The organism is Fischerella muscicola PCC 7414, assembly GCF_000317205.1.
Taxonomy (GTDB): Bacteria; Cyanobacteriota; Cyanobacteriia; order Cyanobacteriales; family Nostocaceae; genus Fischerella; species Fischerella muscicola.
Genome location: NZ_AJLK01000172.1, coordinates 1 through 13,298, shown reverse-complemented (window position 1 = coordinate 13,298; position 13,298 = coordinate 1). Strand labels below are relative to the sequence as shown.

10 protein-coding genes and 1 tRNA gene are annotated in these 13,298 nt (G+C 41.0%); 4 read left to right on the top strand and 7 right to left on the bottom strand.

Annotated features, from left to right (window positions below; translation table 11 throughout):
• Window positions 1–158: 158 nt before the first annotated feature.
• Both gltX and UYI_RS0127395 read right to left on the bottom strand, forming a co-directional pair.
• Window positions 159–1,601, bottom strand: a complete 1,443-nt coding sequence (gltX, locus tag UYI_RS0127400; protein ID WP_016869879.1) for a glutamate--tRNA ligase — start codon at window positions 1,599–1,601, stop codon at window positions 159–161.
• Window positions 1,602–2,014: 413 nt separating this feature from the next.
• Window positions 2,015–2,088, bottom strand: a tRNA-Asp gene (locus UYI_RS0127395).
• A 155-nt stretch (window positions 2,089–2,243) separates the two neighbouring features.
• On the opposite strand from UYI_RS0127395, the gene UYI_RS0127390 reads away from it, so the two are divergent.
• Complete coding sequence (locus UYI_RS0127390) at window positions 2,244–3,338, top strand: M28 family peptidase (RefSeq protein ID WP_016869878.1); 1,095 nt, start codon at window positions 2,244–2,246, stop codon at window positions 3,336–3,338.
• A gap of 172 nt (window positions 3,339–3,510) precedes the next feature.
• On the opposite strand, the gene UYI_RS0127385 is transcribed toward UYI_RS0127390, so the two are convergent.
• The 4 genes from UYI_RS0127385 to UYI_RS0127370 form a co-directional block, all read right to left on the bottom strand.
• A complete protein-coding gene (locus UYI_RS0127385) occupies window positions 3,511–4,575 on the bottom strand; it encodes a DUF6765 family protein (RefSeq protein ID WP_026086210.1) in 1,065 nt (354 codons plus the stop codon).
• A gap of 222 nt (window positions 4,576–4,797) precedes the next feature.
• Window positions 4,798–5,709 carry an alpha/beta fold hydrolase gene (locus tag UYI_RS0127380; protein ID WP_016869876.1) on the bottom strand — a complete coding sequence of 304 codons (912 nt, stop codon included), beginning with the start codon at window positions 5,707–5,709 and terminating at the stop codon, window positions 4,798–4,800.
• Window positions 5,710–5,730: 21 nt separating this feature from the next.
• Window positions 5,731–6,558 (bottom strand): SDR family oxidoreductase, encoded by an 828-nt coding sequence (locus tag UYI_RS0127375; protein ID WP_016869875.1) that lies wholly within the window; start codon window positions 6,556–6,558, stop codon window positions 5,731–5,733.
• Window positions 6,559–6,644: 86 nt separating this feature from the next.
• Window positions 6,645–7,496, bottom strand: a complete 852-nt coding sequence (locus tag UYI_RS0127370; RefSeq protein WP_016869874.1) for a pentapeptide repeat-containing protein — start codon at window positions 7,494–7,496, stop codon at window positions 6,645–6,647.
• Window positions 7,497–7,981: 485 nt separating this feature from the next.
• On the opposite strand from UYI_RS0127370, the gene UYI_RS0127360 reads away from it, so the two are divergent.
• Entirely contained in the window at window positions 7,982–8,167 is a 186-nt protein-coding gene (locus UYI_RS0127360) for a hypothetical protein (protein WP_162140425.1), read from the top strand.
• On the opposite strand, the gene UYI_RS0127355 is transcribed toward UYI_RS0127360, so the two are convergent.
• The gene (locus UYI_RS0127355; protein ID WP_016869871.1) at window positions 8,153–8,644 is read right to left on the bottom strand and encodes a hypothetical protein; all 492 of its coding nucleotides are present in this window, start codon (window positions 8,642–8,644) and stop codon (window positions 8,153–8,155) included. The genes UYI_RS0127360 and UYI_RS0127355 overlap by 15 nt on opposite strands.
• 937 nt (window positions 8,645–9,581) lie before the next feature.
• On the opposite strand from UYI_RS0127355, the gene aroF reads away from it, so the two are divergent.
• Together aroF and leuA are read left to right on the top strand one after the other, a co-directional pair.
• Window positions 9,582–10,457, top strand: coding sequence for a 3-deoxy-7-phosphoheptulonate synthase (gene aroF / locus UYI_RS0127345; RefSeq protein WP_016869869.1), 876 nt, complete (start codon window positions 9,582–9,584; stop codon window positions 10,455–10,457).
• A gap of 801 nt (window positions 10,458–11,258) precedes the next feature.
• The gene (gene leuA / locus UYI_RS0127335; protein ID WP_016869867.1) at window positions 11,259–12,959 is read left to right on the top strand and encodes a 2-isopropylmalate synthase; all 1,701 of its coding nucleotides are present in this window, start codon (window positions 11,259–11,261) and stop codon (window positions 12,957–12,959) included.
• The last annotated feature ends 339 nt before the right edge of the window (window positions 12,960–13,298 follow it).

Below are 13,298 nucleotides of genomic sequence, written 5' to 3'. Positions count from 1 at the left end.
ACTAAATAGTGGTAGGGGCGCACAGTCGCGCCCCTACTACATATGTTCCCTAATCAGGAAATATTATTCACCCCCCTCAGGACTTTATTAGGTTAGTCAAGAATCAATCCTATTCAGCATTTGGGACTATAAATTCCGAATTTGGAATTCATAATTTTTTATTTTGCTGTTGCTTGAACTAAGCGCGGCTGATCTAACCCAATCTCATGCAGTAGCAACCACGATTGAATCAAATCAGGACCATGCATGTCTCCAGTCAAAGCTGCTCGCAAACTACGCATGATCAAACCTTTTTTGACGTTCTGCTGTTTGACTACTTGCTTGATAATATCTTGGGCGCTGGCTTCGTTGAATTCCTGTTGATTCTGTAGTGCAGCAATCACCCCCTCTATCGCACTAGCAACACCTTCTTGTTTGAGTTGCACAGTAGCTTCCTCACTATATTCCACTGCATCGGTGAAAAACAGTTTGCTCATAGCTACAGCATCCACAAGCCGAGTCAAACTAGGTTGAATTAAAACTACTAGTTTTTCTAACCAAGAACGTTCTTCCCGTCCTCTAGTCAGTTTATACCCAGCTTCTTCCCAATAAGGAATCAATAAATCGGTCAGTTTGTCTACAGGCATTACGTGGATATACTGACTGTTGATCCAATCTAACTTTGCCCAATCAAACTTTGCACCTGCTTTATTCACACGTTCAAAGCTAAACTGTTGGGCTGCTTCTGACAAAGTAAAAATTTCTTTGGTCGAGTCAGGAGGCGACCAACCCAACAATGTCATGTAGTTGACCAAAGCTTCAGCAGTGAAGCCCATTTGTTTAAAGTCAGAAATAGAGGTGACGCCATCTCGTTTAGAAAGCTTGCGTCCTTCCTGATTTAAGATTAAGGGTGTATGGGCAAACTCTGGTACTTTTGCGCCAAAGGCTTCATAAAGTAGAATTTGCTTGGCAGTGTTGGCGATGTGGTCTTCTCCCCTAATGACATGGGTAATTTGCATATCTATGTCATCTACCACCACAGCAAAGTTATACAAAGGCTGACCAATACCATCGGCTGCGGCGCGAGCAATGACCATGTCACCACCCAAATCATTACCCCGCCACACCATTTTGTCTCTTACCAAGTCATTCCAAACAATTTCTCGGTCATCATCAATTTTGAAACGAATTACAAAGCTACGCCCTTCGGCTTTATATGCAGCTTCTTGTTCTGGTGTCAAATTTCGATGACGATTGTCATAACGAGGAGCCTCACCTCTAGCTTTTTGGGCTTCTCGTAATGCTTCTAGTTCTTCAGCAGTGGTGTAGCAGCGATAGGCTAGTCCTTGATCTAAGAGACTTTGTACCGCTTGTTTATAAATCTCTAGACGTTGGGTTTGGAAGAAAGGCCCTTCATCCCAGTTTAATCCTAGCCAGCGCAGACCCTGGAGAATATTTTCTGTATATTCGGGACGTGATCGCTCTTGATCTGTGTCTTCAATCCGCAATATGAACTTTCCGTCGTGGTGACGGGCAAACAACCAGTTAAATACAGCCGTTCTTGCTGTACCAATATGTAAGTTTCCAGTTGGACTGGGGGCAATACGTACTCTAACAGTCACAGCAAATTCGCTAATTATTGATTATGGCAAAGCATGATCATTGTAGGTTATTCCAGGAGGCAGGAGGCTTAGTTGCCAGAAGGCAGTGCTGATGAAAAAATTTCACGAGCTTTGCCATCAAAAACCTCACCCCGTCAAGAGAGGACACCCCTCTGGTGAACTCACGGAGAGGGGAGGAGGTGAGGTTACTTTCAAAGCAGAAGGAAATTAACTCCTCTGAATGAACGTGGATGTAGGGGAGGAAAAAGTGTTTCTTTATATTCATCGCAGGTGGGGCGCTGCCAGTGGGGCGCTTTCAGCCGTCATCTAATGTAACAGTGCATAACTTCTGTTTACTTTTGTTACGCTAGTTGTAGCTATAATACTTGATAAGCATATTCAAGTTTAGCTTTATGGCTAGCATCTTGCTTTAACGGGACTGACGGGGCTCGAACCCGCAACTTCCGCCGTGACAGGGCGGTGCTCTAACCAATTGAACTACAGTCCCTTGATTTGCAACTTTTTAATTATGCCCAATACATTGGAAATTGTCAAGCTTTTTTTTGGAAAAGTCAAACAATTTTGGGTTTTGAATTGATTCCTATAGATAAATCTAGGGGCATGTACCATTGAGGAATCATCGGTCAATTTTAAGGTTGAAGGATGAAAAAATGGATTTGGTTGCTGCTGGCAGTAGTGGTGGCATTTGCGGCGATAGGTAGTAGCGGGTTATGGCAACAACATCAGCAATCAGCTGTGATCGAAACTGTGAACGTAGAAAATTCAGATCCAGCGCAGCAAGATGTTGAAAAGCTCAAAGCATCCCCGCCTTTGGTGATCTCCGTGTCTTCTCCCCTCCAAGTGTCAGGACAAAAGCTATTTGCCCATATTCAAAACTTAAATTTTAAACGCTACACCAATACAGAGCGATCGCGTACCCGCACTTATATAATTTCCCAACTGAAAAAATTTGGCTGGAAACCCCAACTACAAAACTTCTCCGAAGGCGTTAACATCTTTGCTGAACGCCAAGGAACTGATAAAACAGCAGGAGCAATTTTAGTAGGCGCACATTACGACACCGTTGCTATCTCCCCTGGTGCTGATGACAATGCTAGTGGTGTTGCTGTGGCGTTGGAAATTGCTCGGTTACTGGGTTCTCGTCCCACACCCCGGACATTACAACTAGCATTTTTTGACAAAGAAGAAGCAGGATTACTAGGGAGTCAAGCCTTTACAGCCAAAGTAGCAAACCTACAAAACTTACACGGTGCAATCATTATGGATATGGTTGGTTACGCTTGCTACACTGCTGGTTGCCAGCAATATCCTGCCAATTTACCAATAACCCCACCCAGCGACAAAGGAGATTTTCTGGCAGTAGTGGGCGATACAGAACATTTACCAATGCTGAAGGCTTTTGAAAACTCACATTTGCTCTCGCGTTCCTCCCTGGCAAAGGTGAGCAAAAATCTACCACCTATATTTACATTGCCAGTTCCTCTCAAAGGCTTGCTCACCCCAGATACCCTACGTAGCGATCATGCGCCTTTCTGGTTGCAAGGGGTGGGTGCTGTACTAGTAACAGATACAGCTAATCTCCGTACTCCCCACTATCATCAAGCTAGCGATACTCCCTTGAATATTGAACGCTCCTTTTTCACAGCAGCTGCACAAGTTGTTGTGAATGCTACTAATCTTTTGTTAGCCAACAATAGTGATTTGGATACTCCTGTTAACGTGTCAGCCTTGAAATGAATTTTTCTTGGTGTCTTTGTGGTGAAAAAGACAATCTTTATTAATCTCACTACTACTCAACCACATTGATTTTGATATGTTGGGAAATCCCCGACTTTTTTAAAAAGTCGGGGATCTGACCCCTCGCAACTCCTCAGAACTTATGTGGTTGAGTACTACTATGGAAATAGTATCAAGCAACACAGATATCGTATTTAGGTAATAACTCGTGAATAATATAAAAATGATGTGCCTTTAAGGCATCGTGAAATAGTTTCCAATCGCTAGCTAAAAAGGTGGTGTGGTAGGAAAATATTTCGTTGTCTCGGTCTATATGTTCTTCTGTACCAAGGGCTAGATATTTCCAAGAGTTTTTGCCTTTAGGGATATAAGTAACATATTCTTTACCAAAACTAAATTTACCTTCGGCGATCGCTTGCAACCATTGTTGGTGTCTAACACTACCTTTGTTATAAGTAATATTTTGGAGCATGGAAGCTATTGTATCTCGGTCAGATTTAGGCAATCCTGGTACATCTGCATCTGGATTGCCTACTATATAGCGCTGCATAGCTTTACACATCCACTCAGCCGCCTCCAAAAAATCTTTCGGATTATCCCTAGTGATTTTCTCACCCCGTCCATTGGTGTAACCCCAACGTAAGTAGGGTTTGTCTGGGTGACTCAGAACTGCCCCATGTCCCAGAGGTAAAGCTTCACTGACAAAGTAATTTTTGAGACGATCCATCAGACTGCGATCAGGATTGCCATATTCATCAACCAACTTTTTAGCTTCATTAACTCGATGATTTACACCAGCAAATCCCTGGTGCGCCCACGTATCTACATATACATGCATAGTGACCCCAAGGCGATGCAGTCCATAGATAGAATCACGGTGACGAATGCATTCATTCACCATATCCTGAGCTACGTAGCTGTTAGGACGACAGATAAGCTTGTCAATAAAGCTACTCGTCAGATATTCTCCTACTTTTTTGCCACCATTTCCGGGTAGAAAATGAAAGGGAATCCAAACCCGATGATTTGCCAGTTCTTGGAAGTTGCGGTAGTTAAGCATTTTGTGGGCGGAACTGATGCGCCTATACAGCGCACCGTTATCAAAGCGGATGATCCCTGCATTTGTGGCATCATCTACGTATTGAGCGCAGTATGCAATGATACTAGCAGCTTTATGTTCAAATCCGGCTAGTCGTGCGACTACGTAGGTGACACCATGATGAAAGTCAATTTGCATAACAGTTAGTTGTTGATTGTTAGTTGTTGATTGTTGGTTCCAAACAACCAACAAAAAACTAAATACTACTAACCATTAACTACTAACTCTTGTTTCGTTAAATTTAAATTTCAGTTAAGCTTCTAAGAGGTTATTTATAAAGTAAAAATAAAATCACTCGCCGCTTTTTGCTTATCCTACTTAAGATTTACTTTATAAATAGTCTCTAATAGAGTTATAACCTCAAGAAAATTCATTTATAAACGGTGATATTGCCTTCACAAATTCAGCCGTAGATTCGTATGGTAAAACATTGCGCCCAAAAATTTTTATCCCACGACTTTGGGGTAAAGCTGTAAGGTAATCAGACAACCATGCATCTGGTTCGAGTTTTTTACCTTCTTTGGCAATACTCGATATATGTTCACCCAAAACTACTAATGTGGGTTGATTAATGGTAGCGATCGCATGACTATAGTCCTGTAACCAGAACCCAGCTAAAAATGAAAAAACAGCATAGCGACTAGCAGTATTTTGCGCGCCTGCACGCAATGTATTCAGCCATTCTGAATCAACGTCTTCTTTGAGATCAAAAAGTTGTTTAGTTGAAAAATCACGCAAAAATTTTTCTCTCCGGGCGTACCGATAAAATATATTACCTAAGGGCGAATCTAACAGATTCCAAATTAATTTTGGTTGCCATTTTGGTAATTCTTTTGTGATCAAAGGCCAAGCTGGAGGAGATGCTAATACTAGCCCTGCGACTAAATTTGGTTCTTTTTTGACTAATTCAATGGCAACTGCGAATAAAGCACCCTGGACTATCACAATCACAGGTTTTTGTACAACTGTTTTTAAAAAGAATTGTAATTGTTCTGCCCAATCACTGGGGGTGTAAGCTATATGAGGCTGATCACTTTCACCACAACCGAGTAAATCAGGGTTATAAATTAAATTTTGGTATTGTTGTTGATACCATTCATTACAAAAACGTTGCCAAAATTGCCGCGATAAACCTACGCCAATAGGATGAATTAATAGCAGGGGTATACCAGTAGGCGTGGCATTGGTTGGTTGATGAACTGCGTAAGCACAACGGTACTTTTGCCAAGTGTAAAACTGGGTGGAAGATGCTGTTTGATTTTGAGTAATCATGAGATAGGATTTCTGAGATTATCAACAAAAAATCATCTGGGGATGAATGAATTCGTATCCAGCTTCTTTTATTTTTTTATTTGATATCTTGGCATTGTATGGACGCTTGCTACTTAAGGAAGAATCCCAGGTAACTTTGGGCAGATTATGTATTTCACATACACGATCAGATACTTCTCTAGTTGTCAATTCATCGTTATCAACTAGATTATAAATTCCTTGCAAACGATGACGACGGGCAAACTCTATAGCAGCAACAATATCATCAACATGAATCCAATTTGCTGGTTCTTCACCATTTCCAGGACTAGTTGTACCAGCAATTCGGCTGTATATTTTTACTAGTTCTCGATTAGGACCATAGATTCCCCCCAAACGTAAAATACACACACGGAGATTATCACTAGATCCTGAAAGTAATTCTTGCTCAGTAGCGTAGAGAATTTCACTACCAGGAGTTGTTGGTGCAACTTGTGTTTCTTCATCTACTAATGCACCATTTTGTTCGCCGTATACAGAACAACTACTGGTATATATTAGTTGTTGAACACTGGGAGTTTGCTTTAAAGCTGAAATTAAATTACGAGCAGTTTGTAAATAGCTTTCTTCATAAGTATTAGGTCCTTTTGCACCAACACTCAGAAGTACAACATCTTGATTTTTTAAAACTGATTTTAGCTTCTCAAAGTCATTGCCTTGTAAGACTATCACTCGTTGGGCGATAGTTTCTAGTTCTGCAACTCGTTCAGGAGTGGTTGTGGTTGCAGTGACAATAAAATTACATTCTTGCTGCCAATATTGAGCAACTCTCAAACCTACATAACCACAACCAATGATTGTTATATTCATGGAGTTTTTCTTAGTTGTTTGTTGTTAGTTGTTTGTTGTTTGTTGGTTATTCCAATCAACCACCAACAACCAACCATCAACCATTATCAGTCATGAACATTGCCATCGGGCATGATAGCACCACTTAGGTTAGCACCAATCAGTTTTACGAGTAAGCGATCGCCAGAACGAACACGTGCGCCTGTCAAGTCAGCACCACGCAAATCAGCACCACTCAAGTCAGCACCAATTAAGTTAGTATTCCGGAGATTAGCTTCTCGCAAATCTGCCAAAAGTAAGTTAGCCCTAAACAAGTTGGCTTCAGATAAATCCGCACCTCTGAGGACGACTTTATGCATAAAAGCATCACTGAGATTTGCACCACTCAAGTTGGCGTAACTCAAGTTTCTGCCAGATAAGTCTTTATTACTTAAATTGGCATGGCTAAAATCTTTGCCACTCAAGTCTGGGTTTTGCTTGGGTGGTTCATAGTTTGGTGATTGAGGGTTTGCTGATTGAGGATTTGCTGATTGAGGATTTGCTGAACGAGAGTTTGCTGATTGAGAGTTTGCTGATTGAGGATTTGCTGAGCGAGGGTTTGCTGATTGAGGGTTTACTGATTGAGGGTTTGCTGATTGATAGGTAGTTTTTGTTTGTGGCTTTTTTGGTGGGGGTGGTGGGGAATGATGCTGATAAGGCTGATACGAGTGATAGGAGTGATGGGAGTGATGGGAATGATGGGGAATTTGATGCTTGGTTTTGAGAGAGCGCAATTTTTCTCTAGCCTCGTTAATTTCTTGTAACTTTTTTTGCGCCTTTTCTCTTAGACGCTGATTTTCTAGGGGGATGCGATCGGGATGCCAAATAAAAGCCAAGTCTTTGTAAGCCTGGTTCACCTCCTCTAGGCTTGCTCCAGGCTCTAACTCTAACACCCGATAATACCGCTCCAGCTCTCTCATAAGACTTTTGGTAATAATCAACTTAATTATGAGTGATGCAACCAACTATCAGCTAAATTCTTTGTCTAGTGTTTCTGCTATTGGGAATATTTCAGCTGAAATTCGCAGTTTTTCTGTTGCTTTGGCGACAGTTAGAGCAATGTCATACTGCTCTGCTCTGATAGGATTGTCTAAGAAATTGTAACAATTGCTTTAGCTAGTCAACTTGATTATCAATTTTTTGTAATGCCTGTATTACCAAAAATCAAGCCAGATTTACCTGCGTCACACGCTCAATAGTTTGATTTTAACAGTAAGCTTACTTATTTTTAGGTTTAAGTCCAGTACTTTAAAATACAATTTTTCCTACTATTAATTTTTTGCTAGTAGCTGTGATCCTTGGATAGATAGTACCAGTAGAGAAAGATCAGCGACAGTTGTTACGCGGTTTGTGTGAGCAGGCGCTGGGCTTTGAGAACCACTTTCTAGCAAAATACAAAGAGTATGTGCTTACCCAGCTACCCCAAGAAAAACCTTTTGCACAGCTTTACTATGTCAAACAACTGGGACAATTAATTTATCCTGACCAAGCGATCGCAGCTGCTTTAAAAATGCTTCAAAATAGTAGCAATGCTGAGATACGCTTTGCTGTAGCTGAGACATTACAATACTATAATTTAGCGATCAATTAAACGTTGTCGCATAGCTCGCAAATATGCCCTCACTGGAATCTGATAAATCTCAATCAAAAGCCACACAATAATTGCGAAATGTGACAAAAAAGTTAATATCGTCCAGATATATGGAACCCAAGATAAAGGGGCATATGGATGTGGCGGAAAAATATAAGCTACTGTTCCAATTAAAGCAGTAGGCAGAAATATAAAAGCAATTGCTGCTACCACATAACTCCAACCAAATTCTACTCCTTCTAAATGAGCTTCTGTCCAGTTAAAGCCATTCCAACGCCAAATTAAAGGAGGTTGTCTAGAAGGTAGAACTAATTGTTGCTGTTCTAAATTAACAGTGAAAATCTGATGGCAAAAATCACAAGACATTGCCTCCATCAATGGCATATTACTAATCTTGCCAACATGACAAACTGGACAGGGATAAACTCCTTTATAGTCAAATGATGTGGCTAAAATGTTGGATTTGGAGCTAGGCATAATACAATCACTAGAATTCAGCCGAGAATTAATCAAAATAGTTAGTTGGTAGTTGTTAGTTGTTGATTGTTTGTTATTTGGTTCTACTAGCTACTGTACGCAGGAAAAGCTGTGTGTTTCTACCTACTACTAACCACTATCTACTGTACGGGCGAAGCTATGGGCTGGGTATCTTTTAGTTCAAAACTAAATATCTTCGTACAAATGCTTCGCTCCTACTTGCTATTGAATTATGTCAGTACACTAACATAGGCATCTTAAATTTCTGAGAGCGATATGTCTAATAACAAGCTGCTTAGTATCTACGCAAGCACACAACTACTTTTGAACCTCAACATTGTAATGAGTCTATCGTTTATTTTAGATTGTGGGGCCATCTACTGGATTCTCTAGATTTTACGTAGGTAAAAAAACAAATATTTTATACTTTTCTATTGCCGTTCTCAATATTTTCATTTCTTATCCTTCTTGCTATTTCCGGAAAAGGTATTGACGATACTCAAACCGTCTGTTATCGTTCTTGGATATAGGTCTAAATTAAATTTTTCAAATAAAGCACCTCGCACATGTTTAGCAGCAATTCCTACTATTATTACTGGTTTAGGGTGGTTCACCGGGAGTGAATTTAGTTTCCTAATGGAAACCGCCCGGTGAACCGCAGAGCAAACTCTGCGGTTTTTGTTTTTTAAGGAGAATGCCATCGTCATGATTTACTTCGGTAGCTGGTTTTACTTTTACTTTTGGCCCAGAACAAGTTCCGGGTAAAGTGTCATGCCGATGAAACGCCAGCACCCGGAACTTCACCAAGGTTCCGGGTTTTGTTTTTTCTTGGTTGTTTGGAATGACTACTGTACATGCCCAAAGCTTTGTACCCCTACCAATCAACCACCAACCATTAACTACTAACCATTACTCTATTTTTCAGGAGAGCCGGAAGATGATCAATGCCAAATTAGCCGCTAAACCCCATTCTCACCATCAAACCACTGTGAAAATTTCTCAAACAGTTGCTTTTGGTGGTAAAGAAGTAGTAATTATTGGGGGACCTTGCACAGTTGAAAACACCGAACAAATGGAGACTGTTGCCCAAAAGCTATCTCCTGCATCTGTAAATGCTTTGCGTGGTGGTGTTTATAAACCTCGTACCTCTCCCTATGCTTTTCAGGGAATGGGCGAGGAGGGATTGAAGATTTTGGCACAAGTGCGATCGCGTTATAATCTGCCAATTGTAACTGAAGTCATGACAATCTCTCAAATCGAAGTAGTTGCTGCACACGCTGATATGCTGCAAGTAGGTAGTCGCAATATGCAAAACTTCGATTTACTCAAAGCTTTAGGACAAGCTGGTAAACCCATTCTCCTCAAACGTGGTTTAGCAGCGACAATTGAAGAATTTGTTATGGCAGCCGAATATATTTTAAGCCACGGCAACCCAGATGTAGTGTTGTGTGAGCGGGGTATCCGTAGTTTTGATAACTATACCCGCAACGTGTTGGATTTAGGAGCAGTAGCAGCACTCAAGCAAATCACCCACTTACCCGTGATTGTAGATCCTTCCCATGCAGTTGGTAAGCGAGAGTTAGTAGCACCTGTTGCGAGGGCTGCTGTTGCCTGTGGTGCAGATGGTTTAATTATTGAATGTCACCCAGAACCGGAAAAATCCGTTTCTGACGCCCGTCAAGCCTTGTCTTTAGAAGATATGGTGGATTTAGTTGATAGTTTAAAGCCAGTAGCAGCAGCAGTTGGACGCAGTATTTTAGAAGAAGTAGGGGTAGGTTTAGAACCTACCCCTCTTTGTTGGTCTGCGGCTTAAAATTGGGGAATGTTGCTAGCTGGGTAGCTGAAGAATTTTACTTACTACTTGGCCAGATAAGTTCTGACTCTTTGCGAGGGGCGAGATCCCCGACTTTTTTAAAAAATCTGGGATCTCGCAGCCTATCACAATCAATGTAATTGAGTACTACTCAGCAGATGCTGTGAATCCCAATTTCCAAGATGATGGCGATAGATGGATTGACACCAACTCAGATGCACAAAGCAATTTCCAATCCAAAATCTAAAATGGTATAACTTGACCTATTTATTCTCTAGGCTTTATCATTCTCTGTAGTATGTGTTAATTGTTTAAAACTATGTTTTTCAAGCAGCTACCTCTACAACTAATTTCTAGCCTCCTAGTAGGGCTAGGGCTGCTACTGCGCCTAGCGCGCAAATAGATTTCACATATTCTCAAATCAAGCTTCCAGAAAGTTAAACTCAGCGTTTAACTTTTCAAAACAGATAAACGTTAGTTGATTAATCAGCTAATAATTAATCACTATTTAAATAGCATTAAAGGTTGCAGTTTGTACAAGCACGGTAGTCTCACTACCATGCACTTCTTTGTCTATAGTGCAAAAGCTGCCTAATGGTTACGAGTTTGTCTACCTAAAACTATTTGAAATTTTCACTTGGAGATTCTTATGCAACTACATCTAACAATTGAGGCATTACTACGACTATCTGTGGGTTCTCAGGTTTGGACAAAGTGGCAACCTGATAACCCTATTTTTTCTGCGATAGCTTTTGCCACAACGCCTCACAACAATGATCAACAACAAAGGAAAAAACGAACGTGTTAAAGAATCCTGCAACAAAATATCGCCCATTTGCACCAATTAGTTTAAGCGATCGCACCTGGCCAAATAAAACAATTACTCATCCCCCAATTTGGTTAAGTACTGATTTAAGAGATGGGAATCAGGCGTTGATTGAACCGATGAATATTCAGCGCAAGTTACGTCTGTTTCAGCTTTTGGTAAGCATTGGTTGCAAAGAAATAGAAGTCGCTTTTCCTTCCGCTTCACAAACTGAGTTTGATTTTGTTCGATATTTGATAGAACAGGAATTAATTCCTGATGATGTTACTATTCAAGTTTTAACACCAGCTAGAGAAGAATTAATTTGTCGCACCTTTGCAGCTTTAAAGGGAGCAAAACGAGCGATCGTGCATTTGTATAATGCCACTTCTCCTGTATTTCGTCGCGTTGTTTTTGGTTTAGATCGTCTGGGAACAATTAATTTGGCTGTTTCAGCAGCAAAACTATTTACAAAGTTGGCAGCAGAACAACTAGATATAAACTGGCAATTTCAATATTCACCCGAAATCTTTACAGCTACAGAATTAGACTTTGCTCAAGAAATCTGCAATGCTGTTTTAGATATCTGGCAACCCACACCACAGCACAAAGCTATTATCAATCTACCTGCAAGTGTCGAAGTCACCACACCCAATATATTTGCCGATCAAGTAGAGTGGATGCACCGCAATTTAACTCCCAGAGATGGCGTGATTCTCAGTGTCCATCCCCATAATGATCGTGGTTGTGCAGTAGCAGCAGCAGAACTAGCCCAAATGGCAGGTGCAGAAAGAGTTGAAGGCTGTTTGTTTGGCAATGGCGAACGCACTGGCAATGTGGATGTAGTCACCCTGGCAATGAATCTCTACACTCAAGGCATCCATCCTGGGTTAGATTTTTCTCATATCAACGAAGTTGCGAGAATCATTGAAGATTGCACGCAATTACCCATTCATCCCCGTCATCCCTACGTCGGTGATTTAGTATTTACCGCTTTTTCCGGTTCCCATCAAGACGCCATTAAAAAAGGCTTTGCTGTCCAAAAACCTGACGCAGTGTGGGAAGTTCCATATCTACCCCTCGATCCAGCAGATGTGGGACGCACTTATGAATCTGTAGTGCGGGTGAACAGCCAGTCAGGGAAAGGTGGGATCGCCTTTTTGTTGGAACGGGATTATGATTTAGTGTTGCCTCGCTGCTTGCAGATAGAGTTTAGTCAAGCTGTACAAAAGGCAATGGATGCTTCTGGGAAGGAAATGTCTTCTGCTGAGATTTGGCAGCTATTTGAGCAAGAGTATTTGCAAGCTTGCACGCCACTGAAGTATATGACTCATTACTTATCTGAAACTGATGATTATAGTGGAGTGCAAAATATTTCAGTCAGATTGCAACTGCATGAGAAAACGATCACACTTCACGGTCGAGGCAATGGGCCTATTGACGCTTTTGTCAATGCTTTAGGTTTGGGTGTGCAAATTCATCATTACGAAGAGCGATCGCGCAATCGTGGTAGTAACGCAGATGCGATCGCCTATGTTGAAATTGCAGGTGATTTTATTCCAGGTTCATTGCACGGTGTAGGTATTCATTCTAATATCGTCACTGCTTCGATATTGGCAATATTAAGTGCAGTTAATCGGGCATTGCTGGGTGTAAATACACAAATGCAAGCAGAGATACTAAAGTTGTATTTGTAGGTAATTGAAGGCGATCGCTCTTTTGTTTTTCTAGGCTAAAAGAGCGATCGCTTCATTTTTGGAAATGTCATTGCCTTATGGATCTTGCTGGAGGTCTATTATAAAACGCACCCTTTCTGAGAAAGCATGATTAAAATTAACGTGAGTTCGATAAATATTATCCAGACTAAGCAATTAACTAGCCTGCAAGTAAACAGCGCCCTAATAGTCAAAGTCTACTTTAAGTAGACTGAATCAATAAGCCCTTCAACCCACTTGGAGTGGGTTTTAGCCCCACGCTCCAAATTTATTTGAGGGCGGGATTTTGGGCTAAATTCCCTGTTAGATAGCACACTTGAA